This window comes from Bradyrhizobium barranii subsp. barranii, assembly GCF_017565645.3.
GTDB classification, from domain to species: Bacteria; Pseudomonadota; Alphaproteobacteria; order Rhizobiales; family Xanthobacteraceae; genus Bradyrhizobium; species Bradyrhizobium barranii.
Window position 1 is genome coordinate 2,290,276 of sequence record NZ_CP086136.1, and the last position, 22,309, is coordinate 2,312,584.

General features: G+C 64.9%; 18 protein-coding genes and 1 pseudogene. 6 read left to right on the top strand and 13 right to left on the bottom strand.

The window, feature by feature from the left end:
• Positions 1 to 488: 488 nt before the first annotated feature.
• Both J4G43_RS11155 and J4G43_RS11160 read right to left on the bottom strand, forming a co-directional pair.
• Entirely contained in the window at positions 489 to 1,514 is a 1,026-nt protein-coding gene (locus J4G43_RS11155; RefSeq protein ID WP_208084819.1) for a YcjF family protein, read from the bottom strand.
• Positions 1,511 to 2,980: a YcjX family GTP-binding protein gene (locus J4G43_RS11160; protein WP_071909671.1), complete on the bottom strand. Its 1,470-nt coding sequence runs from the start codon at positions 2,978 to 2,980 to the stop codon at positions 1,511 to 1,513. The genes J4G43_RS11155 and J4G43_RS11160 overlap by 4 nt, the downstream gene beginning before the upstream one ends.
• A 179-nt stretch (positions 2,981 to 3,159) precedes the next feature.
• Between J4G43_RS11160 and trhA the strand changes: the two genes are divergently transcribed.
• The gene (trhA, locus tag J4G43_RS11165; protein WP_028151267.1) at positions 3,160 to 3,855 is read left to right on the top strand and encodes a PAQR family membrane homeostasis protein TrhA; all 696 of its coding nucleotides are present in this window, start codon (positions 3,160 to 3,162) and stop codon (positions 3,853 to 3,855) included.
• A 93-nt stretch (positions 3,856 to 3,948) separates the two neighbouring features.
• The gene (locus J4G43_RS11170; RefSeq protein WP_208084820.1) at positions 3,949 to 4,743 is read left to right on the top strand and encodes an SDR family oxidoreductase; all 795 of its coding nucleotides are present in this window, start codon (positions 3,949 to 3,951) and stop codon (positions 4,741 to 4,743) included.
• A gap of 141 nt (positions 4,744 to 4,884) precedes the next feature.
• On the opposite strand, the gene J4G43_RS11175 is transcribed toward J4G43_RS11170, so the two are convergent.
• Positions 4,885 to 5,949: an IS630-like element ISRj1 family transposase gene (locus tag J4G43_RS11175; RefSeq protein ID WP_208084821.1), complete on the bottom strand. Its 1,065-nt coding sequence runs from the start codon at positions 5,947 to 5,949 to the stop codon at positions 4,885 to 4,887.
• 46 nt (positions 5,950 to 5,995) lie between these two features.
• Positions 5,996 to 6,457, bottom strand: coding sequence for a MarR family winged helix-turn-helix transcriptional regulator (locus J4G43_RS11180; protein ID WP_208084822.1), 462 nt, complete (start codon positions 6,455 to 6,457; stop codon positions 5,996 to 5,998).
• Positions 6,458 to 6,532: 75 nt separating this feature from the next.
• Between J4G43_RS11180 and J4G43_RS11185 the strand changes: the two are divergent.
• Positions 6,533 to 7,298: pseudogene (locus J4G43_RS11185) on the top strand (SDR family NAD(P)-dependent oxidoreductase).
• A gap of 109 nt (positions 7,299 to 7,407) precedes the next feature.
• On the opposite strand, the gene mdlC reads toward J4G43_RS11185, so the two are convergent.
• From mdlC to J4G43_RS11205, 4 genes are all read right to left on the bottom strand, one after another.
• Positions 7,408 to 9,030: a benzoylformate decarboxylase gene (mdlC, locus tag J4G43_RS11190; protein WP_208084823.1), complete on the bottom strand. Its 1,623-nt coding sequence runs from the start codon at positions 9,028 to 9,030 to the stop codon at positions 7,408 to 7,410.
• A gap of 165 nt (positions 9,031 to 9,195) precedes the next feature.
• A complete protein-coding gene (locus J4G43_RS11195) occupies positions 9,196 to 10,047 on the bottom strand; it encodes an HTD2 family dehydratase (protein ID WP_208084824.1) in 852 nt (283 codons plus the stop codon).
• 15 nt (positions 10,048 to 10,062) lie between these two features.
• A complete protein-coding gene (locus tag J4G43_RS11200) occupies positions 10,063 to 11,166 on the bottom strand; it encodes a CaiB/BaiF CoA transferase family protein (protein WP_208084825.1) in 1,104 nt (367 codons plus the stop codon).
• Positions 11,167 to 11,175: 9 nt separating this feature from the next.
• Complete coding sequence (locus J4G43_RS11205) at positions 11,176 to 12,345, bottom strand: acyl-CoA dehydrogenase family protein (RefSeq protein WP_208084826.1); 1,170 nt, start codon at positions 12,343 to 12,345, stop codon at positions 11,176 to 11,178.
• Between the two features lie 125 nt (positions 12,346 to 12,470).
• Here J4G43_RS11205 and J4G43_RS11210 point away from each other — a divergent pair, with 125 nt between their 5' ends.
• Positions 12,471 to 13,391: a LysR substrate-binding domain-containing protein gene (locus tag J4G43_RS11210; protein WP_063985424.1), complete on the top strand. Its 921-nt coding sequence runs from the start codon at positions 12,471 to 12,473 to the stop codon at positions 13,389 to 13,391.
• 234 nt (positions 13,392 to 13,625) lie between these two features.
• On the opposite strand, the gene J4G43_RS11215 is transcribed toward J4G43_RS11210, so the two are convergent.
• Both J4G43_RS11215 and J4G43_RS11220 read right to left on the bottom strand, forming a co-directional pair.
• Positions 13,626 to 14,900, bottom strand: coding sequence for a cytochrome P450 (locus J4G43_RS11215; RefSeq protein WP_208084827.1), 1,275 nt, complete (start codon positions 14,898 to 14,900; stop codon positions 13,626 to 13,628).
• A gap of 54 nt (positions 14,901 to 14,954) precedes the next feature.
• On the bottom strand, positions 14,955 to 16,220 hold the full coding sequence (locus J4G43_RS11220) for a cytochrome P450 (protein ID WP_071909680.1): 1,266 nt from the start codon (positions 16,218 to 16,220) through the stop codon (positions 14,955 to 14,957).
• Between the two features lie 391 nt (positions 16,221 to 16,611).
• On the opposite strand from J4G43_RS11220, the gene J4G43_RS11225 reads away from it, so the two are divergent.
• Positions 16,612 to 17,766, top strand: a complete 1,155-nt coding sequence (locus J4G43_RS11225; protein ID WP_408581420.1) for a YjgN family protein — start codon at positions 16,612 to 16,614, stop codon at positions 17,764 to 17,766.
• Between the two features lie 3 nt (positions 17,767 to 17,769).
• Positions 17,770 to 18,882, top strand: coding sequence for a M48 family metallopeptidase (locus J4G43_RS11230; protein WP_208084828.1), 1,113 nt, complete (start codon positions 17,770 to 17,772; stop codon positions 18,880 to 18,882).
• A 66-nt stretch (positions 18,883 to 18,948) separates the two neighbouring features.
• On the opposite strand, the gene upp is transcribed toward J4G43_RS11230, so the two are convergent.
• From upp to J4G43_RS11245, 3 genes are read right to left on the bottom strand one after another with little or no spacing between them, the layout of a single operon-like run.
• Entirely contained in the window at positions 18,949 to 19,578 is a 630-nt protein-coding gene (gene upp, locus J4G43_RS11235; RefSeq protein WP_028151256.1) for a uracil phosphoribosyltransferase, read from the bottom strand.
• Positions 19,579 to 19,630: 52 nt separating this feature from the next.
• Positions 19,631 to 20,869, bottom strand: a complete 1,239-nt coding sequence (locus J4G43_RS11240) for a URC4/urg3 family protein (protein WP_208084829.1) — start codon at positions 20,867 to 20,869, stop codon at positions 19,631 to 19,633.
• 7 nt (positions 20,870 to 20,876) lie between these two features.
• On the bottom strand, positions 20,877 to 22,133 hold the full coding sequence (locus J4G43_RS11245) for a GTP cyclohydrolase II (protein WP_208084830.1): 1,257 nt from the start codon (positions 22,131 to 22,133) through the stop codon (positions 20,877 to 20,879).
• Positions 22,134 to 22,309 lie beyond the last annotated feature (176 nt).

The following is a 22,309-nucleotide window of genomic DNA, read 5'->3' on the forward strand; positions in this document are numbered from 1 at the left end:
GCAAATGGTGACATCGACTGGTAACCAGTTTCTTAACGGGGTGATGCGCCGTGGTATGGGGCAGCCAGAGGCTGACTTAAAAGCGACGACTTGAATTGCCGCCTCCTTGTGCTCAGTTGCCATAAACCGCGGCAGATAATCCTCCAATACTCGAAAGGGCTAACTCGATAGTTCGCTTGCGAGGCGCGGCTTGACTGAGCAAGGTCATTTTTACCGGACAATTGCCCTTTAACCCCGTCCGGATCTGCCTCAGATCAGCCGGCGAGGGATGATATTCCGCTCGTTGGCTCGATTGGGTGGCACTCAGCTGCTCGGAGCCTTTCGTGTGGTCCTTTGCTGTTGCGGCACTGTTCCTGGCGCTGTTGGTGTTTGGTGCGGTCGGGTTTATCATTGTGAGCTTCGACTTTCCCGATGAACCGCGAGCTTAAGCTTCGCTCATTCAGGCGCCGCGCCATGTGTCGGTCCGGCGAACGGCGCGGATAGCGCCGCTACTCCTCGTCCTTCTTCCGCAGCAGATCCGTCGCGAGGTCCGACAGTTTTGGCGGCGGCAGCGCCGCGAATGGCAGCGGCCGCGTCACGTCGATCGCGGCCAGACCCAGTCGCGCGGTCAGCAATCCGTTCAGCACACCTTCACCGAGCCGCTGCGACAGCTTTGCCGCGATGCCATGGCCGAGCATCTGCTGCACCAGGCTGTCGCTCGCGGCCATGCCGCCGGTGATGGCGAGATGGGCGATCACGTGGCGGAGCAGGCGGATCATGCCAAGCGCGCCGGGGCGGCCGCCATAGAGAAAAGCGAGCTGACGGATCAGGCGCAACGCGGCCACGAACACGAACAATACGTCGATCGCGGCGCGCGGCGAAACTGCGGTCACGATCGAGACCTTTTGCGCGGCCGACGACACCAGCCGCCGCGCTTCCGCATCCAGCGGCGACATCAATTCGCGCTCGGCAAGCCGGATCATGTCGGCGCCGTCGATGATATCGCCGGTGTGGCTTTCCAGCGTCGCGCGTGCGCGCGCAAGCTGCGGGTTCTGGTGCGCGATCTTGAGCAGGTCCTGCACGATGACGCGGCTCTCCTTGCGGTCGTCGCTGGCAAGGACTGCGGCGGCGCGCGCATGCAGCTTCTCGATGGTCGCAAGGCGCGCCAGACCAAAGGCCTCGCGCCCGATCACCACCGCGAGCGCCAGTGCGGTGACGAAGGCGAATGCGAGGCCGACGAAGCCGAGCGTTTCGCTGCGCGCAAACAGATCCTCGATCAGACGGACCACGCCGAGCCCGGTGCCGAGCAGCGTCAGCCCGGCGAGGCCGGACCAGAACAGCGTGCCCCAGGGAAAGCCGCGCCGCGCGGGGAGCGCCGCCTCGATCGGCACCGGCAGCGCCTGCGGATCGTGCTCCGGCGTGATCTGGATGGTGGTGCGGCCAAGCCGCGCCGCTTCGTCGGCTTCGGTGACGACGACGCCGGGATCGTCGAGCCGGAACGTCGCCGGCCGCCGCGGCTTGGATCGGTCGTTCATGACAGCTTGTCTCCGATCAGGAACTGCAGGGCACGGTCGAGGCGGATGTGTGGCAGCGCCGGCTCGTCATTGCCCTCGCGCTCGAGCTTTGGCGGACGGAAGCGCAGGAAGCGAAAATCGCTCTTCTCGGCGGCCTCGGTCGCGAGGCCGCGGAATGCGTCGGTGCCGTTGAACAGCGGCTCGGGATCCGGCGGCAGGTCACCCGGAAAGGTCGCAACCTCCGTGTTGCCGTCGAAGAACTCGCCGCCCGCGCTTTCGCCGGCCGCCGGCGTTCCCAGGATCGACGGCAATTTGTCGCGGCCATGCGCGACCTGGGCCTCGCGCGTGGCGCGAACGGCGGCGAGCGCCACCACGTCGATCTCCGCGCCGGTATCTTCCGCGCGCACCACCGCGCGGGTGACCGCGCGGCGCAGCACCGCCTCGAGCCGGTCGTGACTGGAATGATGCAGATGGTCCGCTTTGGTCGCCGCGAACAGGATGCGGTCGATACGCGGCCGGAACAGGCTGGAGAGGAACGTGCTGCGACCGATGCGGAAGCAGTCGAGAATTCCGGCAAGCGCGGCTTCGAGATCGTGCAGCGCTTCGGGGCCGGAGTTGAATGCGGCGAGCGCGTCGGCCAGCACGATCTGGCGATCGAGCCGGGCAAAATGATCATGGAAGAACGGCCGCACCACGACGTCCTTGTAGGCCTCGAAGCGGCGGACCATCATCGCCCACAGCGATCCGTCCGGTGCCTGGCCGCCCACGGGCACGTCGAGCGGCGCAAAAGTCAGCGCCGGCGTGTCGGCGAGATTGCCGGGCATCAGGAAGCGGCCGGGCGGCAGCAGGCTCATCGCGAAGCGCTCGTCCCGGCAGGCGCGCAAATAGCCGGTGAAGAGCTTTGCCGCCGTCAGCGTCGCCTGCTCGTCCTCGCGCGCCTCGGGCTTGAGCGTCGCGAGATGCGCGTGCCAATCCGCCGCAAGATGCGCGCGCGGCGCCTCGCGCGACAGCGCGAGGCTTTCGGCCGACCATTGCTCATAGCTCTTCTGGAGCAGCGGCAGGTCGAGCAACCACTCGCCGGGATAATCGACGATGTCGAGCGTCAATGTGCGATCGGCGCCGTTCTGGCGCTGATAGTCGATGACGAGCCTGAGTTCGCTGATGTCGACGGTCGAGTTCGGCCAGCGCCGCTCCTCGAGCAGCGCGCGCAAATGGTTCTCATAGGCGAAGCGCGGCACGGCGTCGTCCGGCTGCGGCGCCAGATGCGCCCGCGCGATCCGGCCCGAGGCATAGGCCTCGAACACCGGAAAGCGGCCGCCACGGGTGAGGCCGTGGATCAGCGCGGTGATGAATACGGTCTTACCGGCCCGTGACAGGCCGGTGACCCCGAGACGCACCGTCGGGTTGAAGAAGTGCTCACCATAGTCGATCAGCGCCCTTGCCGACAGCCGCGCTTCTTCGACCATATCCTGGAAACTGAATGCCATATGAACGTGATTGATCTCGGGGCGGGCGGAACAGTGAAGCCGTTCACAAAAGTGGCAATTGCGTAGGGAAAATCAAGCTTCATACTTCCACCGCCTTTGTCGGCAAATCAGCCGTTTGAACGATGCGCCGATCGCGAAAGACCCTACAAGAGGGCATTGTCTGAGCCTTGCGGATTGCCATGACCGTCTTCCAGCTGAAACAGCTCGCATCCACCTCCGTCCACGCCGCGGCCGACGCGATCGGCTGGAACTACGACCGTGCCGAATTGATCGCGGACGGCGTGATCCACGCGATCGGCGTGTTCTGCGGCATCGTCGCCGCCACGGTCCTGGTGGTGCTGACGGCGGTTTATGCCGACGCCACCAACATCGTCGGGGTCTCGATCTATGTCGCCGGCCTGCTCTCGATGCTGGTGCTGTCGGCGACCTATAATCTCTGGCCGGTCTCGCCGGCCAAATGGCTGCTGCGGCGGTTCGACCATTGCGCGATCTATCTGCTGATCGCGGCGACCTATACGCCGTTCATCCTCGAGGTGAGGGACAGTGTGTTCGCGCTGGTGCTGCTCGGCGGCGTCTGGTGCGTCGCGATCCTCGGTATCGTGCTGAAACTTCTCTACCCCGGCCGGTTCGACCGCGTCGCAGTCGGAATCTATCTCGCGATGGGCTGGAGCGGCGTGATGGTCTACGACGCCGTGGTCAAGGCGCTGCCTGCGCTGGTGCTGGGCTTCATCCTTGCGGGCGGCCTGCTCTACAGCTTTGGCGTGATCTTCCATGCCTGGCGGCGGCTGCGCTTCCAGAATGCGATCTGGCACGGCTTTGTCTTGGCCGGCGCGGCGTGCCATTATACCGCGGTGCTCGACCTCGTGTTGAGCTGAGCAAGATCCGCGAAGCGGAATAAGCGAAGTGGTATAAGATAGCGAAGCGCTATCCGAAAAGAGAAGCGCTACAAGACAAAGAGGAGACGTCGCATGCAGGTGACCGGCAAGGTCGTGGTCGTCACGGGCGGCGCAAACGGCATCGGCAAGGCGCTGTGCGAGGCCTTCCACAAGGCGGGTGCCGCCAAGGTCGTCGTCGCGGACATGGACGCCGCCAATGCAAGGGCCGTCGCCGCCACGGTGGATGGCGCGGCCTTCAGATGCGACGTCGCGCAGGAAAAAGAGATCGCCCACGTCATCGAGGAGACCGAACGGCAGTTCGGCCCGATCGACCTGTTCTGCTCCAATGCCGGCATCGGCGGCGGCTTCGATCCGATGTCGGTCAATGCCGGCGGCGCCTCCGACGAGCCGTGGCAGCGGAGCTGGGCGATCCATGTCATGGCCCATGTCTATGCGGCGCGGTATCTCATTCCCCGCATGAAGGCGCGCGGCGGCGGCTATTTCCTCAACACGATCTCGGCGGCAGGTCTGCTGTCGCAGGTCGGAAGCCCGGCCTATTCCACCACCAAGCACGCCGCGGTCGGCTTTGCCGAAAATCTCGCGATCTCGCACAAGGCGGACAATATCAAGGTCTCGATCCTCTGCCCGCAGGGCGTCGACACCAACATGCTGCGCTCGATCCCGAAGGGCCCGCAATCCGGCGATGGTGATCTCACGCCGGAGCAGGTCGCCAGGGACGTGCTTGCTGGTCTCGAGCAGGAGACGTTTTTGATCCTGCCGCACCCGCAGGTGCTCGGTTACATGCGCAAGAAGACCGAGAACTACGACCGCTGGATCGGCGGCATGGCCAAGATCCAGGCCAAGATGCGGGAGGAGTTCGGGAAGTAAGGTAGGCTGGTGCCACCCGCACCGCTGTCATTCCCCGCGGAAGCGGGGAATCCAGTACGCCGCTGCCTGTCGGTTCAACCACAACCGTCTCGGAGTACTGGATCGCCCGCCTTCGCGGGCGATGACACCTAGTACCCGGAATCAGAGCTGAGTGATACGGCGGCCTTTGAAACGGCGTTGACGGACCTTTTTCTTGGTCCAGACGAAGGGCTCGGCTCTGTCGTTGTATGCGTTGACGTAGGCATCGATGTGTTCCTGAAGCTGCTTGAGGCTCGTGAAGGAGGTGCCGCTGAGCGACTGCCCCTGCAAGATGGAAAACCATACTTCGACCTGATTGAGCCATGACGCACTTGTCGGCGTGAAATGAAATTGCACGTTGGGGTGGGCCTTGAGCCAGTCCTCGTTCTTTTTATGGGTGTTGAGGTTGTCGAGGATGACGTGAAGCTTGCGGTTCGGAAAAGCCGCGGTGACGCTGTTCATGAAATCGAGAAACTCGACGCGGCGCCGGCGTTTTGAATGGGTCGCGATGATCTTTCCGGTGGCGACTTCGAGCGCCGCAAACAATGTTGTGGTGCCATGCCGCTTGTAATCGTGGCTTTGGCCGGTTAAGGCGCCGCCATTGGGCAACTTCAGATAACCCTGCGCTCGCTCCAAAGCCTGGATCGAGGGCTTCTCGTCCACGCACAGCACAATGGCCTTCGCCGGCGGCGCGACATAGAGGCCGACAACATCGGCGGCTTTGGCCGTAAAGTTCGGGTCGTTGCTCTCGCACCAGGACTTGCGAGCCACCAGGTCAATCTTGTGGCTGCGCAGGAACCGCCAGACATATTGGACATCGACATCGCCCAGCGCCTCGGCCAGCAGGGGGCCGGTCCAGCGCGCAAACCCTTGCGGTGGCGGCTTATCCAGCAGCTTCAGAATCCGCTTGTCGGTCGTCTTCGTATAGATCGGCTGCTTGCCAGGCCGCGGCTTGTCTTGCAGCCCTTCAAGGCCATGGTCGGCATAGCGATGCCGCCAAAGGCTGACAATCCGCGGCTGGACCCCAACTTCCTTGGCGATCGACCGGGTGCTGCGCCCATCCGCCGCCAACAGAACTATCCGCGCCCGCTTCAAATCGCGCTGCAACGTCACCGGTGAGCGACAGCACGCCTCAAGCACCTTGCGATCTTTCCTCGAAAGGTGGACTTCTCTTGCTTCGGGTATCATCCCGACCTTGAATCACGACTCACGTTCCAAGAAAAGTGGGTACTAGTTACGCCGCCGACTCCCCCTCATCGTCCATGCGGCTCTGCCGCAGCGCCCGGGCATAGAGCATCATGCCCTCGCGCACCGTGCGCTGCTCGGCCTCTGTCAGCGCGGCCAGCGCGCCGCGCACCTGCTGGCGTCCGAACGCGTGCAGCGCCTCCAGCGTGCGCCGGCCCTTCGCCGTGAGCGACAGGAGCTTGCTGCGCGCATCGGCTTCGTCAGGCGTCTCCCGCAGCTCGCCGCAATCGACCATCTTGCGCACCATACGGCTGACGCTGGATTTCTCCAGGCGCAGGAAATCGCCGAGCTCGCCTGAATTCATCGGGCCGCGGATCCCGATCTCCAGGATCGTGTGCACGGCCGAGGGCGGATAGTCCGAGGCCGCCACCGTCGCATCCATGAAGCCGAGCTCCCGCACCATCAATCGCGAGGCGGCGCGGATGTCGTCGATCAACGCAAGCTCGGCCATCTTGACTCCCGGCATATAGTTGTATCATACAACTAAATGCACGCAACGTCGCGCGCAAGCGTTTTGGAGTGAGCTATGAGCGGAACTTTGCCGGCCGGGATGCGGATGACAGGCAAGGTCTGCCTCGTCACGGGCGGCGGCAGCGGCATCGGCCGCGCCACGGCGCTGCGGATGGCCTCGGAAGGCGCCGAGGCGATCGTCGTTGCGGGGCGGCGCGAAGCCGAAATCAAGGACACCGCCGCAGTGTGCCGGGAGCTCGGCGCTGACGCGATCGCGATCCAAACCGACATCACGCAAGAGGATGACGTCGAACGTCTGGTTCGCACGGCGGTCGAGCGTTGCGGCCGGCTCGATGTCGCCTTCAACAATGCCGGATTCCAGGAGCGCCGCGCGCCGCTGGAAGAGCAGGGCACGGAGATCTACGACACGGTGTTCGACACTGTTGTTCTTGTGCCTGCGCCATCAATTGCCGGCGATGCTGGCGCAGGGACGCGGCAGCATCGTCGTCAACGCCTCCGTCAGCGGCGTGCGCAATCCCAATCCCGGCTTCTCGCTCTACTCGGCCTCGAAGGCGGCGGCGATCTCGCTGACACGCTCGGCCGCGATGGAGAACGCCCCGCGCGGCATCCGCATCAACGCCATCGCGCCCGGCCGCGTCGTCACCGACATGATGCTGCGCGCCGGCGTCGGCGATGTCGCAACCGTCAGTGCGGGCCTGCCGCTGCGGCGGATGGGGAGCCCGGAGGAAGTGGCGGAGGCCGTGGTGTGGCTGTCGTCCGACGCGTCATCCTATGTCGTCGGGCACGTGCTGGCGGCGGACGGGGAATTTTTGGCGTCGTGATGTCGTAGTCGTAGTTCGTAGCCCGGATGGAGCGCAGCGTAATCCGGGTCGACTCGCTTGTGGCACGATTCCCGGATTTCGCTTCGCTCCATCCGGGCTACGCGCCCCCCTAATGCTTCTGCCCGTACAGCACCGGCACCGCCGAATCCACGACGACTTCGACGAGGCTCGTCCCCTCGAACGCCATTCCGCGCTTGAGCGCCTCGCCCAGCTCCGCGGCCTTGCTCACCCGCACCGCATGGCACCCCATGCCTTCGGCGAGCCTGACGAAATCGATCCCCGGCAGCTCCAGCCCCGGCACGTTCCTCACCTGCATCACCTGGCTGAACGAGCGCATCGCGCCGTAGCCGGAATTGTTGATGACGACGATGGTCAGCGGCAGCTTTCGTTGCGCGGCGGTCCACAGCGCCTGGATCGAATACATCGCCGAGCCGTCGCCGATCAGGCACACGGTGCGCTGCTTCGGCTTGCCGAGCGCCATGCCGACCGCGGCGGGCAGGGAGTAACCGAGGCCGCCGCTCGCCATGGTGTAGAAACTGTCCTGGCCGCGCATCGGCATGAACTTCTGCATCGCCGGCCGGTGCGAGGGCACTTCCTCGACCAGTGAGGCGCCATCCGGCATCGCCTGCGACAGCGAATGCAGCAAAAATTCGACCGGCAGCGGATCGGCGGCTTGCGGCGCCGGCGGCAGCGTGCGGCCTTGCGGCGTCGCGCGTTTGCTCTCCGGCAGCAAGTCGAGCAGCAGGCTGAGCGCCGGCTTCATGGTCGCGATGATGCTGGTGCCGACCGGCGTCACCGCCGCCGCGTCCGGATCGTCGGTGATCTGAAAAATCGTCGCGCCGCCATCGAAGATCGCGGCATGGCCCTCGACATGGAAGGTGAACACGGGCGCGCCGATGGCCACGACCACATCGTGCTCGCGCAGCGCGTCGGACAGTTGTGCGGGCGAGGCGTGCAGGAAGCCCGCGAACTGGGGATGACGCTCGGGGAAGGAGCAGCGCGCGGAGAACGGGCTGACCCAGACGTTGGCCTTCGCCTTCTCGGCGACGCGCACCATCAAATCGACCGCGCCGGCGCGGTCGACGCCGGGGCCGACCACGAGGGCAGGGTGTTTTGCAGAGCCGAGCGCGGCGACCAGCGCCTTCATCGCGTCCGGCTCGGGCCCGATCTCGCGGCTGACCTTGCGCGCCTCGACCGGTGCGGTCGCATGGGCCCAGTCGTCGATCGGGATCGACACGAAGGTCGGCCCGCAGGGCGGCTGCATCGCGGTGTAATAGGCCCGCGCGATCGCGGCCGGCACGTCCTCCGGCCGTGCCGGCTCGACGCTGTATTTCACGTAAGGCCGCGGGAATTCCGAGGCGCGCTCGGCATAGAGGAACGCCTGCAAGGGCAGGATCGAGCGCGCCTGCTGGCCCGCGGTAATCACGAGCGGCGTCTGGTTGCGGTGCGCGGTGTAGATATTGCCGAGCGCGTTTCCGACGCCGGCGGCCGAATGCAGATTGACGAAGCCGGCATTGCGCGTCGCCTGCGCGTAACCATCGGCCATGCCGACGGCGGAGGCCTCCTGCAGCGCCAGCACGTAGTCGATGTCATCAGGCCAGTCGCTCAGGAACGGCAGCTCGGTCGAGCCGGGATTGCCGAACACCCTCTCGATGCCCAGCGAGCGCAGCAGATCGAGCGTCGCCTGCTTCACGGTGACGGACTTGCTGCCGCTCTTGCCGTTCTTGGCCATGGATTCCGTCCCTGTTGTTGATTGCCGCTACTAGCCTCACCCGTCATTGCGAGCGAAGCGAAGCAATCCAGACTGCCTCTGCGGTGACAGTATTGCTTCGTCGCTTCAGTGCAAAATTGCTCCGCAATTTTGTCACGAGCTCCTCGCAATGACGAGGAGAGAGCGTCACCACACCGCCGTGCCCTTCATCGTCGGCTGTCCCTCCGCATTCGCGGTCCACAGCTCCAGGCCCGCCTCAGTCTCGTTGGCGTTGATGGAGAACTCGGTGCCCTCGAACAGCGGCTGAAGGCCGCGATACGAACACTTCTTCGGCGCCTTGCCGTCGTGCAGCTTCGCCGCCATCTCCACGATCAGCGCCGCCTGCAGCGGCCCGTGGAAGATCAGGCCCGGGTAACCCTCGACCTTGGTGACGTAGTCGCGGTCGTAGTGGATGCGGTGGCCATTGAAGGTCAGCGCGGAATAACGAAACAGCAGCACGGGATCGGACACATGCGTCTCGCGGCGCTGCGCCTTGGGCGGCGGAGGCGGGGCCTTTGCCGTCGCAGGCGCGCTCGTCGTCATCTCGCGATAGACGATGTCCTGCCGCTCGCGGATGGCAACGCCCCGCGGCGAGGAGATGCTGTGCTCGACCGAGACGAAGCACAGCGTGCCGGTCGAGCCGGATTTCACCTGCACATCGGCGATGCGCGAGGTCCGCGTCGATTCATCGCCGACGCGCAAGGGCTGCAGGAATTCGATCTCGCCGCCGGCCCACATCCGGCGCGGCAGCGGCACCGGCGGCAGGAAGCCGCCGCGGGTCGGATGGCCGTCGGGTCCCAGCATCGACATCGGAAACACCGGCTGCGCCAGGCACCAGTGCACCGTGAACGGCGCGGCATCACCCTTTTTGGGCTCGCCGACTTCTTGGAACAGCGTCGCGCGCAGGCCCTTCACGAGCTGCGCGGTGACGATGTCGGTGGCCTCGGTGCTGCGGCCGATCCATTGCCGCAAGTGATCTATGTCGAGCTTCTCGGTCATGACGCCTCGCTCTTGTTATGACTTCTTGGCCGGCCGCTCGCCGATGCCCGGCACGGCGCCGTAGCTGCGGGTCTCGCCGACGATGATCGGCGCCGGCGCGGGATAGCTGACACGTCCCTGCGGCGTGTCGACCTCGATGCGGCGCAGATGCGGATGGTTGGTGAGGTCGGCCATGGTGTTGACCTCGGCAAAGGCGATGTCGGCGTCCGACAGCCGCTTCAGCAGCTCATCGCGCGTCATCTTGCCGAAAATGTTCGCGACCGTCGTGTCGGTGAAATCGCGATTGCGCACGCGCTCGACCATGTTGGCGACGCGCGGATCGGCCGGCAAATCGGGCTGGTCGAGCACCTTGACGCATAGCGTCTTCCACTCGCGCTCGCTCTGGATCGAGATCAGGATGTCCTTGCCGTCCTTCGAGGTGAACACGCCGTAGGGCGCGATCGAGGGATGGCGCAGGCCCATCCGCTTGGGCGGATTGCCGGCTTCGGAATTGAACAGCGGCACGGTGCACCAGTCCGCCATCACGTCGAACATGGAGATGCGGATGTCACAGCCCTTGCCGGTGCGCTCGCGCGCGATCAGCGCTTCCAGGATCGCCGCATGCGCGGTGGCACCGGTCGCGACGTCGACGATCGACATGCCGACGCGCGATGCTCCGTCAGAATTGCCGGTGATCGAGGCAAGGCCGCTCTCGGCCTGGATCAGCAGGTCATAGGCCTTGCGGTGGGCGTAGGGGCCTTCGTCGCCATAGCCGGTGATCGTGCATGAGATCAGCTTCGGATAGTCCTTCAGCAGCCGTTCGCGCGAAAAGCCGAGCTTGTCCATCGAGCCCGGCTTGAGGTTCTGGATCAGCACGTCCGCGCTCGCGATCAGCTTTTCCAGCTCGGCGCAGCCTTCTTTCGTTGCGAGATCGACCACCGCCGATTGCTTGCCGCGGTTGAGCCACACGAAATAGCTGCTCTGGCCCTTGGCCGCCGCGTCATAGCCGCGGGCGAAATCGCCCTCGGGCCGCTCGATCTTGATCACTTCCGCGCCGGCGTCTGCCAGCCGCGACGAGCAGAACGGCGCCGCGACCGCCTGCTCGACCGCAATCACCCTGATCCCGTCCAATGCTCCCATGATGCGACCTCAGTACGAGCGGGGCATGCCGAGCACGTGCTCGGCGACGTAGGACAGCACCAGGTTGGTCGAGATCGGCGCCACCTGGTAAAGCCGCGTCTCGCGGAATTTGCGCTCGACATCGTACTCCTCGGCGAAGCCGAAGCCGCCATGGGTCTGGATGCAGGCGTTTGCCGCTTCCCACGACGCATCCGCCGCCAGCATTTTTGCCATGTTGGCCTCCGCGCCGCAGTCGAGCCCGGCCTCGTATTTGCGCGTGGCTTCCTTCACCATCAGCTCGGCCGCGCGCATCGAGGCGTAGACCTTGGCGATCGGAAACTGAATGCCCTGGTTCTGGCCGATCGGCCGGCCAAACACCGCGCGCTCCTTGGCGTAGTTCGTGGCCTTAGCGATGAACCACTTTGCGTCGCCGACGCATTCGGCCGCGATCAGGATGCGCTCGGCATTCATGCCGGAGAGGATGTAGCGGAACCCCTTGCCTTCCTCGCCGATCAGATTCTCCGCCGGCACCTTCATGTCGGTAAAGAACACTTCGGTCGTGGCGTGGTTCATCATGGTGCGGATCGGTCGGATCTCGAGGCCGTTGTTCTTGGCCTCGCGCATATCGACGATGAAGACCGAGAGACCATCGGTGCGCTTCTTGCTCTGGTCCTTCGGCGTGGTGCGCGCCAGCAGCACCATCAGGTCGGAATGCTCGGCCCGGCTGGTCCAGATCTTCTGGCCGTTGACGATGTAGCTGTCGTTGCCTTCCTTGCGCGCAAACGTCTTCAGCGAAGACGTATCGGTGCCGCTGGTCGGCTCGGTGACGCCGAACGCCTGAAGCCGCAATTCGCCGCTCGCGATCTTCGGCAGGTACTTCGCCTTCTGCTCGTCATTGCCGTGCCGCAGCACGGTGCCCATCGTGTACATCTGGGCATGGCAGCCGCCGCCGTTGCAGCCCGCGCGCTGGATCTCTTCGAGGATCGCCGCCGCGGCCGAAAGCTTCAGGCCCGCGCCGCCATATTCCTCGGGGATCAGCACCGAGAGATAGCCGGCCTGCGTCAGCGCATCGACGAAGGCCTTGGGATAGGCCATCTCGCGATCGAGCTTGCGCCAGTATTCGCCGGGAAACTGCGCGCAGAGCTTTGCGACGGCCTCGCGGATGTCGGCGTGATCTTCGGTGTGGTGTTGTTCACTCATGGCGTTTTCCATCGATAGCGGCAGTCAAGATAACGCCGGCCGATCCCCTGGCGTTGTGAAAACATCGCCAGCCCCCTATGCTCATTTGCTATAGCGTATGAAGTAGCCTTCGAGGATTGGCAAGCATGGATTTCCGGCAGCTCAGGACCTTCAGTTGCGTGGCGGAGCTCGGCAGCCTCTCCAAGGCCTCCGACACGTTGCGCGTGGCGCAGCCGGCGCTGAGCCGGCAGATCAAGCTGCTGGAACACGAGCTGCGCACGGAGCTGTTCACGCGCAACGGACGCGGCATGGTGCTGACGGAAGCCGGCCGTCTCTTGCTGGCACGCACCTCCGGCATCGTGCGGCAGATCGACCAGATCCGCGACGATATCCAGTCGACCAAGGGGCCGCCGTCCGGCCAGGTCGTGCTCGGCCTGGTTCCGACCGTGAGCTGTGTGCTGTCGGCGCGCTTCGCGCGGCGCTGCGTCGAAAAATTTCCCGGCATTTCGCTGCGCATCGTCGAGAGCTACAGCGGTCATCTCGTCGAATGGCTGCATCGCGGCGAGATGGATCTGGCCATTCTCTACGGCCGCTCCGCCGATCTGCATCTCAACGTGGAGAGCCTTGGCCGCGACAACATCGTCGCGGTTGGCCCGCGCGGCTGCGGCCTCGCGCGCAAGAAGAGCGTCGATGTCGGCTGGCTGCTGCGCCAGCGGCTGGTGCTGCCCAGTCATTCCCACGGTCTCCGCGCGCTGATCGAGCACGCCGCCGCCCAGCGCAAGATCAAGCTCAACGTCCAGCTCGAGGCGGATTCCTTCCGCGTGCTGACGAGCCTGGTCGAGGAAGGCCTCGGCTTCGCGCTGCTGCCGCCCTCGTCGGTCCACGGCGAGGTCGCCGACGGGCGGCTGGAGACCGCGCCCGTATCCAAGCCGATGACGCGCGAGCTCATTTTCGCCTCTCCGATCGACCGCCCGGCCTCGACGGCCTCGCTCGCCATCACGACGCTATTGCGCGAGGAAGTCGCGGCCTGCCGCAAGGAAGGCCTGTGGGACATCAAGTTGAGTTAGATGCACGCGTGTCCTAGAACAGCCGCGCGCCAACTTGCCTTCGCATCTGGCGCGACCTGTCATGCCGGAATTTTATAGCTGGGCTGGACGATGCGTGAGCGTGCGCTCCCAGCCTCACCCTCAGTGTCATCGCCCGCGAAGGCGGGCGATCCAGTACTCCAGAGGCTGCAGTGGTCGAGCCGAGAGGCCGCGGCGTACTGGATGCCCCGCCTTCGCGGGGCATGACAGTGGGGCCTACCCCGGAATCCGCACCGGCAACGACTCATATCCCTTGATGAAGCTCGAATAGATCCGCTTGGGTTCCCCGACGACCTCGATGCGGTCGAAGCGCTTCAGCATCTCCTCCCAGACGATCCGCAGCTGCAGCTCGGCCAGCCGCATGCCGACGCAGCGGTGGATGCCGAAGCCGAAGGAGAGATGGGTGCGCGGCCGCGGGCGGTCGATGATGAAGTCGTTCGGCTTCTCGAACATCTCCTCGTCGCGGTTGCCCGAGACGTACCACATCACGACGCGGTCGCCCTTCTTGATATGCTTGCCGCCGATTTCGGTGTCCTGTAGCGCGGTACGCCGCATATGCGCCAGCGGCGTCTGCCAGCGGATCACCTCGGGCACCATGGAGTCGATCAGCTCCGGATTGGCGCGCAGCCTGTCGAACTGGTCCGGGTTCTCGCTCAGCGCCAGCACCGAGCCGCTCATGGTGTTGCGCGTGGTGTCGTTGCCGCCGACGATGAGCAGGATGATGTTGCCCATGAGATTGTCGGGGTCCATGAAGCGCGTCGCGTCGTTATGCGCCATCAGCGACAGCAAATCGTTGCGCGGCGCGGAGTTGACGCGCTCGTTCCAGAGCTTGGACATGTAGGCGTAGCACTCGTCCATCTCGCGGCGGCGCTCTTCGGCCGAGGCGACGATGCCGCTCTTGGGCAGCGCGGTCGCGACATCGGACCAGCGCGTCAGCTTGCGGCGTTCTTCCCAGGGGAAGTCGAACAGGGTCGCCAGCATCTGCGTCGTCAGCTCGATCGAGACGCGCTCGACGAAATTGAAGGTCTCGTTGCGGGGCAGATTGTCGAGCACGGTCTGCGAGCGCTGGCGGATCAGTTTTGCCAGCTCGTCCAGATGCGTCGGCGTGAACATCGGCGACACCGTCTTGCGCTGCGCCGAGTGCTGCGGCTGGTCCATGGCGATGAAGCTCGGCCAGTCATAGCCCTGCGGCACGTCGCGGATCCCGATGCCGCCGAGCGTCGAGTCCGAGGAGAAGATGCCGTGACTGGTGTCGACATGCATGATGTCGTTGTACTTCACCACCGACCAGTATGGCTCGATCGGCGCATTGGTGCAGTAATGCACCGGCTCTTCCTTGCGCAGCCGCTCGAACCACGGCCACAAGGTGTCGTCCTGGAACAGCCGGGGCGCGCCGGGGTGAAACTGCGCCAGCGGCGTCGCATAGGCCTCCTCGCGGGCCCTGCGCATGCGTTCGGCGTTGTCGGTTTTGACCGGAGTCTGGATGTTCATGGTAGTAGCTCCAGTGTTTCTCTTTCTCCCCGCAAGCGGGGAGAGGGAGTGATCTCACGCCGTAATCTTCACCGGCAAGGTTTCAAGTCCCTTTACGAAACTCGAATAGACCCGTTTGGGTTCGCCGACCACGTCGATATGGTCGAAGCGCTTGAGGATCTCTTCCCAGATAATCTTGAGCTGAAGTTCGGCAAGCCGCAAGCCGACGCAACGGTGAATGCCGAAGCCGAAGGACAGATGCGTGCGCGGGCGGGCGCGGTCGATGATGAAATCGTAGGGCTTTTCGATCGCTTCCTCGTCGCGGTTGCCCGAGACGTACCACATCACGACCTTGTCACCTTGCTTGATCTGCTTGCCGCGGAACTCGAAGTCGGCAAGTGCGGTGCGCCGCATATGCGCCAGCGGCGTCTGCCAGCGGATCACCTCCGGCACGAAACTGTCGAGCAGGCCGGGGTTCTCGCGCAGCTTGCGATACTGCTCCGGATGCTGGCTCAGCGCGTAGATCGATCCCGACATCGTGTTGCGGGTGGTGTCGTTGCCGCCGACGATCAAAAGGATGAGATTGCCGAGGAAGTTTTTCGCATCCATGTCGCGCGTCGCGGCGCCATGCGCCATCATCGAGAGCAGGTCGCTCTTCGGCGGCTGCTCGATGCGCTCCTTCCATAGCCGCGCGAAATAGCCCGCACATTCGGTCAGCTCGGCCTGCCGCTCGTCTTCGGTCGCAACGAGGCCGTCGGGGCCGGGAATGGTGGTGGCGATATCGGACCAGCGCGTCAGCTTGCGGCGGTCTTCCCAGGGGAAGTCGAATAGCACCGCGAGCATCTGCGTGGTGAGCTCGATCGAGACACGATCGACCCAGTCGAACACCTCACCGCGCGGCAGATTGTCCAGGCACTCGGCCGAACGCTCGCGGATGCTGAGCGCGAGATTGTCCAGATGCGTCGGTGTGAACATCGGCGCCACGGTCTTGCGCTGCGCCGCGTGGCGCGGCGGATCCATCGAGATGAAACTCTCGCGGCGCAGGTCCGGGTCGATGTCGCGGATGGTGATGCCGCCGAGCGCGGAGGCCGAGGAGAACACCGAATGGTTGGTCTCGATCTCCATGATGTCGTTGTAGCGCGTCACCGACCAGTACGGCCCGAACATCGAGTCCCTGCAATAGTGCACGGGATCTTCGCGGCGCAGCCGATCGAAATACGGCCAGAACGTATCGGTCCTGAACAACTCGGGATCGCCCGGATCGAACTGCTCCAGCGGCAGTGACGTGGCGCGCGCGCGTAGCTCGTCGAGCTTCGCCGCGCTCTCGATGGTCCCATGCATGACCGCTCTCCCTGACATGAACCGCGCGTTCTCGTTGAATTCTGCGCTGCGGTATTTGATTTGCAATTACAGCCGGTTGTCTGCGTCGGAGCAAGGGAGACTTTTGCCACATCCAACCTTTGCGAGAGGTGGCTAGATGCGTAGCCCGGATGGAGCGGAGCGAAATCCGGGATTGGGGCCGCCATTGGCGCTGTCCCGGATGACGCGGAGCCTGTCATCGGGCTACGGATCAGCAACCGTCACGCAGATGTGTCAACGTGATCTCCCGCACCCCCGCGCCTACGGAATCATGCGAGAAATCGAGGTAAATCGAACCCAGCCATCTTGGGGATCGACCAAATCTCTGATCTATAGTTTGACCGTATCAGGTCCGCACCCCGAGGTTGCCGCCGTGAACGACATGCAATGGGCCCCCATCGGCTCCGAACCCTTACCCCCGCCGCTGCCGCCCACGCGGGTCGACTTCACCGGCAACCGCTCCGAGTTCCGCAAAATGGTCACCAAGGGTGCCATGCTTGAGCTCGTCACCTTCGGCTTCTACCGGTTCTGGCTGGTCACCGACATCCGCCGTCATTTGTGGACGAACACCGCGGTCGACGGCGATGCGGCCGAATACACCGGCCGGGCCAAGGAGCTGCTGGTCGGCTTCCTGTTCGCGCTCGCGATCCTGGTGCCGATCTACCTCGCTTATTTTCTCATCGGCATCGAGTTCGAGCGCTGGCAGGGCTTTGCCTCGACGCCGCTGTTCATCAGCTTCTATGCCTTCGGCCAGTTCGCGAGTTTTCGCGCGCGGCGCTATCGCCTGACGCGCACGGTCTGGCGCGGCGTCCGGTTCTGGATGGACGGCTCGGGCTGGGCCTATTCGTTCCGCGCCATGGCGTGGGGCCTGCTGGTGTTCCTCACCCTCGGCCTGGCGCTGCCCTGGCGCGAGGCGTCGCTCGAACGCTACAAGATGCGGCACACCCATTACGGCGATCTCTCCGGCGACTTCGAAGGCGACGGCTGGACCTTCTTCAAGCGCGGCTGGTGGCTGTGGCTCTTGAGCCCGATCGCAATCGTGATCTTCCCGCTCGCCCCGTTCTTCTATGCCGAGTTCAAGGCGCGTGAATGGCGCTGGTGGCTCGACGGCATCCGCATCGGCGGTGTCAGTCTGTCCTCGGAGTTGCCGCACAACGCGTTCTACGGCCTGTACTGGAAAGTGATCGGCTGGGGGATGCTGCTTTCGACCATTTTCGCCGCCTATGTGGGCGGCGGTGCCTTGCTCGTCGTCCAGCTGAGCGGCGTTCCGGCTGATCAGGTGTTCGGCCCCGGAAATGCGGGCAAGAGCATCCCGATGCTGGTCATGATGGTGATCGGCTATTTCGCCGTGGCCCTTGCGATCAACATCGTCATGCGGGTCTATCTGCAGCGCGATCTCTGGGCCAAGGTGCTGGAAACCGTCGAGGTGCACAACATCGGGGCCGCGGCGGATGTCCGCGGCAGCGGTGAGCTTGCCAGCGCGCTCGGCGAAGGCTTTGCCGATGGGCTCGATGTCGCGGGATTCTGATCTGTGAGTGAGTTGTCCACCGAGGTTCCGGCGCAGTCTGCCAAGCCGACGATCTTCTTCGACGGCGTGTCGAGCCGCAGGCGGGAGGTGTCGCTGGCGCTCGGTGACGCGCTCGACATCGTCGAGGACGGCGGAGCGCCGGTTCGCTGGACCTATGCCGACATTCGCCGCGCCGACAGTCCGGCCGGGATATTGCGCTTGGCCTCGACATCCGCGCCGCCGCTGGCGCGGCTTGAAATTCGCGACGCCGCGCTCGCCGCCGATGTGACCGCCCGCTGCATGCGTCTCGACGAGCACCAGACGTCGCGCCGCGGTGTCGCAAAAATCGTCAGCTGGTCGGTGGCCGCCGCCGTCTCCATCGTTTGCGTCGTACTGTTCGGTGTGCCGCTCGCTGCCGACCGGCTCGCGCCGCTGGTGCCCAAGCCGATCGAACGGCGCATCGGCGACGCCTCCGAAGTCCAGGTGAAAACCATCTTCGGCCGCAAAGCATGCGAAGACCCCGCGGGCAAGGCCGCGTTCACAAAACTGGTCAATCGTCTGCGCGATGCCGCCGGCCTCGACGACGATTCCATGACGGCCGGTGTGCTGCCGACCTCGGTGCCGAATGCATTCGCGCTGCCCGGCGGCAAGGTGTACGTGCTGAGGGGCCTAGTCGACAAGGCCGAAAACCCCGACGAGCTCGCCGGCATCCTTGCCCATGAGCTCGGCCATCTCAAGCATTACGACAACATGCGCGGGCTGATCTACAACGGCGGCACCTCGTTCCTGATCGGCCTGTTGTTCGGCGACGTCACCGGCTCGAGCGCCGTGATCTTCGCCTCGCGCAGCGTGGTCGAAGCCTCCTATTCGCGCGAGGCCGAGACCGCTGCCGATACGTTCGCGATCGAGATCATGCACAAGCTCGGCCGCTCGCCGAAACCCGCGGCCGAATTGATGTTCCGCATCACCGGCAAGGAAGGCGGCTCCGGCCTCACCACGATCCTGGCGAGCCACCCGCTCACCGAAGACCGCCTCGTGCGCATGACGAAGGTAGATCGTCCCGCCAGCGGCCCCCCTCTGCTGACGGACAAGGAATGGCAGTCGCTCAAGCTGATTTGCGGCAGCGGGAAGATCTAGAGCGTTTTCGAGCGAAGTGGCGACCGGTTCGCGTGAAGAAAACGCGTCAAAAAAAGAGCTTTTCGCCTACCGCGTCCCGTAAGCGCGGTCGCCGGCATCGCCGAGGCCCGGCAGGATAAAGCCGTTCTCGTCGAGACCTTCGTCCACTGCAGCCGTCCAGATCGGAACGTCGGGATGCAGTCCACGCAGCCGTTCGAGCCCCTCAGGGGCCGCGATCAGGCAGGCGAGGCGGATGTCCCTGGCGCCGCGCTCCTTCAGCCGGTCGATTGCGGCGACGGCCGTGTTGGCGGTGGCAACCACCGGGGTCACCACGATCGCCAGGCGCTCGCTGAGGTCGGACGGCGATTTGAAGAAATACTCGACCGCGGCAAAACTGAGCGGCTCGCGGTAGAGGCCGATATGGGCGACGCGCGCGGTCGGCACCAGATCCATCATGCCGTCGACGAAGGTCGTGCCGGCCCGCAGCATAGGCACGAACACCAGCTTCTTGCCGGCGATCTTGGCCGAATGCATCGTCGCCAGCGGCGTCTCGATGACGGTATCGGCGAGCGGCAGATCCCGCGTGATCTCGTAGCACAGCAGCATGCCGATCTCCTTGATCAGCTCGCGGAAGGACTTGGTCGAGATGGACTTGTCCCGCACCAGCGTCAGCTTGTGCTGCACCAGCGGATGATCGACGATCGTGACGCCTTCCATGATGGGATGCTCCTGAAATTCATCGATATGGACTACGCTGCGGACGAATGGATTAAAAAACCGTGCCGTCGCTGATCACCTTGAGCGGCGGTGCGCCGTCGGGCCGGAGCGCGAAGGCGATGGCGCGGCCGGCAGCCCAGCTGCCACCTTCGAGAATGCTTGCGAGGGGCAAGGTCTCGGGCGTGCGGCCGAGCTTGCTGCGGACGCTGCTCGCAAGCCGGTCGAGCAGCGCGACGGTGAGCGCGCGCCACTCCACGACGAGCAGGGAATCCACCGCATGCGCGCGCTCGGCATCGGCGGGATCGCGCAGGCGCAACACCTCGTGATCGACGAACAGGCCGCCATTGCGGTATTCGGCAAGTCCGGTCAGGCCGTCGATGTCGGTGACGTCAAAGCCGGCGCGCTGCAGCGGCTCGATCAGCGAATAGCTCAGCCATTGCGACAGCTTGTGCAGGGGTACGAGGCCTGCCGTTCCGTCGTCCGCCCCGATCGCCGGATGACGCCAGCAATCGCCGAGCGGAATCCCGGCGAGCTCGAGCCGTGACGGCCAGATCGGTCCAAGCTGGTTCAGCACTGCGGACAGGATGGCGGGTGCGGCGACCGCGCCGCCCACAGCCTGTGCCGCGATGTGATCGAACAAGCCGCCTGGCCGCGGCGTATCGTGCAGGCCGAAAATGTCCGCACGCTCGGCAACCAGCTTGCCCAGACGTCGCAGCAGATCAGTGCGTCCGTCGAGACCGAGCAGCGGATTGGCATCGCTCACCTGAAAGGCCGAGGTGAGGGAGGCGAGCGGTAGTTTCGCCAGCACGTCTGCATCGGCCCTGAACGGCGCACGCGCATCGCCGGAGAACAGGCCGCCTGCAAACATGTCGAGGCTTGCGATGGCAAGCCCCTCCGATCGGCCGATACTTTCGCCGGTCACAGCGTCGCGATAGCGCCACGTGGCTCCCGCACCTGCGTCGAGCAGCACGCTGACAATGGCGAGGTCGAACTCGGCGCGCGCACGTGCCGCGCGATCCGGCCACGATGCGACGTTGGCAAGCCTCGCCCAGCGATCGACGCCGCCGAGCACGAAATGCCGCCAGCGGGCATGGAAGGGAATCTCCAGCGTCGGATAGGCCTTGCGCGTGACCGCGATCACGGCCTCCGCGACGCCGTCCATGCGGTCGAGGTCGATCGTGAAGTGCCGGAGCCCGCCGGCAAGGCCGATCTCGAGCATTTTGCCGGCACGCGCACGAACAGCTCCTGCGCTGAGCAGGGAGCGGGCCTGTTGTTCCAAAGCCTCCGCCATCGCGCGATCAGTACTTTTCCAGCGAGCGCCCGACCACGCCGTTCACGTCCTTCTCCGGCGCGATGTCGGTCGAGTAATAGCCGGCAGCCTTTTTCGCGGCGATCTCGACATAGGCGTCGGCCGGGATCAGCTCCGGCGGGATCGGCACGCGCTCGACGATGTCGATGCCCTGCGAGGTCAGCGCGTCATGCTTCATGTCGCTCATCGACAGGAAGCGGTCGATGCGCTTCAGGCCGAGCCAGTGAATGGTATCCGGCATCAATTGCTGGAAGCGCGCGTCCTGGACGCCGGCGACGCATTCGGTGCGCTCGAAATAGGCGGCCGCCGCGTCGCCGTCCTCCTGGCGCTTGCGCGCATTGTAGACCAGGAATTTGGTGACCTCGCCGAGCGCGCGGCCTTCCTTGCGGTTGTAGATGACGAGCCCGAGCCCGCCTTCCTGCGCGCCGCGCGCGGATTCCTCGATGCCGTGAATGAGATAGGGCCGGCAGGTGCAGATGTCGGAGCCGAACACGTCGGAGCCGTTGCACTCGTCATGCACGCGGCAAGTGATCTTGGTGCGGTGGTCCGGCAGTTTTGTCACATCGCCGAACATGTAGACGGTGGTGCCGCCGATCGGCGGCAGAAACACCTTCATGTCCGGTCGGGTGACCAACTCGGGGAACATGCCGGCGGTCTGCTCGAACAGCGTGCGCCGCAGCTCGGTCTCGCCGGTGCCGAAGCGCGTCGCGAGGCCCGGCAGGTACCAGACCGGATCGATCGCGATCTTCACCACCGACACGCTGCCATTGGCATGCACGACCTCGCCGTCGGCGCGCAGCCGTTTTGCGGCCAGCGCTTCACGGATCTCTGGCAGGTCGAGCCGCGCTCGCGTCACCGCGATACTCGGGCGGATGTCGACGCCCTCGGCGATGTCCTTGCCGAAATTCTCCGCGACGAGATGCCCCCAGGGATCGAGCGCGACGATCTTGTCGGGATCGCGCCATTGCTCGAACGGCCCGATGGTCGCGGCCGGAAAAGTGTTGGTGAGGTCGGGCCGGCGGATCGGATCGAGCGCGCCTGCGGACACCGCGAGAGCCCGGTACATCGCGTAGGAGCCGCCATGGCTGCCGATCACGTTGCGATCCCCAGCGCGCGATACCGTGCCGATGATCGGCCCCCGGGCGCGCGCGTCGGCTGCGTCCCAGTGAATTGGAAACGCGGCCTTTTTGCCCGGCTCCGGATGGGAGGTAAGGCGGATGTGATCGGTACGGTTCGCGCGGCTCATGTCCAGGCTCCCAAAAAGCCGACGGCCCGCCGCTCGGACGGGCCTGGCTCACTTGCGCTACCGGTGCCGAACACCGGCGACGCGAGCTCAATCCAACATATTGTAGCGGCTGGCGACGACAGACAAGTTAATGGTTCCCCGCCGGGCAGGCGACCCTGGCCAAATTCCCGTCACCG

Excerpts from the sequence above, each read along its gene's own strand:
- J4G43_RS11245 (WP_208084830.1), bottom strand. The coding sequence starts at position 22,133 with ATGAGCCGCGCGAACCGTACCGATCACATCCGCCTTACCTCCCATCCG.
- mdlC (WP_208084823.1), bottom strand. The coding sequence starts at position 9,030 with ATGGCCAAGAACGGCAAGAGCGGCAGCAAGTCCGTCACCGTGAAGCAG.
- J4G43_RS11160 (WP_071909671.1), bottom strand. The coding sequence starts at position 2,980 with ATGGCATTCAGTTTCCAGGATATGGTCGAAGAAGCGCGGCTGTCGGCA.
- J4G43_RS11210 (WP_063985424.1), top strand. The coding sequence starts at position 12,471 with ATGGATTTCCGGCAGCTCAGGACCTTCAGTTGCGTGGCGGAGCTCGGC.
- trhA (WP_028151267.1), top strand. The coding sequence starts at position 3,160 with ATGACCGTCTTCCAGCTGAAACAGCTCGCATCCACCTCCGTCCACGCC.
- J4G43_RS11220 (WP_071909680.1), bottom strand. The coding sequence starts at position 16,220 with ATGCATGGGACCATCGAGAGCGCGGCGAAGCTCGACGAGCTACGCGCG.
- J4G43_RS11170 (WP_208084820.1), top strand. The coding sequence starts at position 3,949 with ATGCAGGTGACCGGCAAGGTCGTGGTCGTCACGGGCGGCGCAAACGGC.
- J4G43_RS11175 (WP_208084821.1), bottom strand. The coding sequence starts at position 5,949 with ATGATACCCGAAGCAAGAGAAGTCCACCTTTCGAGGAAAGATCGCAAG.
- J4G43_RS11180 (WP_208084822.1), bottom strand. The coding sequence starts at position 6,457 with ATGGCCGAGCTTGCGTTGATCGACGACATCCGCGCCGCCTCGCGATTG.
- J4G43_RS11205 (WP_208084826.1), bottom strand. The coding sequence starts at position 12,345 with ATGAGTGAACAACACCACACCGAAGATCACGCCGACATCCGCGAGGCC.
- J4G43_RS11240 (WP_208084829.1), bottom strand. The coding sequence starts at position 20,869 with ATGGCGGAGGCTTTGGAACAACAGGCCCGCTCCCTGCTCAGCGCAGGA.
- J4G43_RS11195 (WP_208084824.1), bottom strand. The coding sequence starts at position 10,047 with ATGACCGAGAAGCTCGACATAGATCACTTGCGGCAATGGATCGGCCGC.
- J4G43_RS11155 (WP_208084819.1), bottom strand. The coding sequence starts at position 1,514 with ATGAACGACCGATCCAAGCCGCGGCGGCCGGCGACGTTCCGGCTCGAC.
- J4G43_RS11200 (WP_208084825.1), bottom strand. The coding sequence starts at position 11,166 with ATGGGAGCATTGGACGGGATCAGGGTGATTGCGGTCGAGCAGGCGGTC.
- J4G43_RS11215 (WP_208084827.1), bottom strand. The coding sequence starts at position 14,900 with ATGAACATCCAGACTCCGGTCAAAACCGACAACGCCGAACGCATGCGC.
- upp (WP_028151256.1), bottom strand. The coding sequence starts at position 19,578 with ATGGAAGGCGTCACGATCGTCGATCATCCGCTGGTGCAGCACAAGCTG.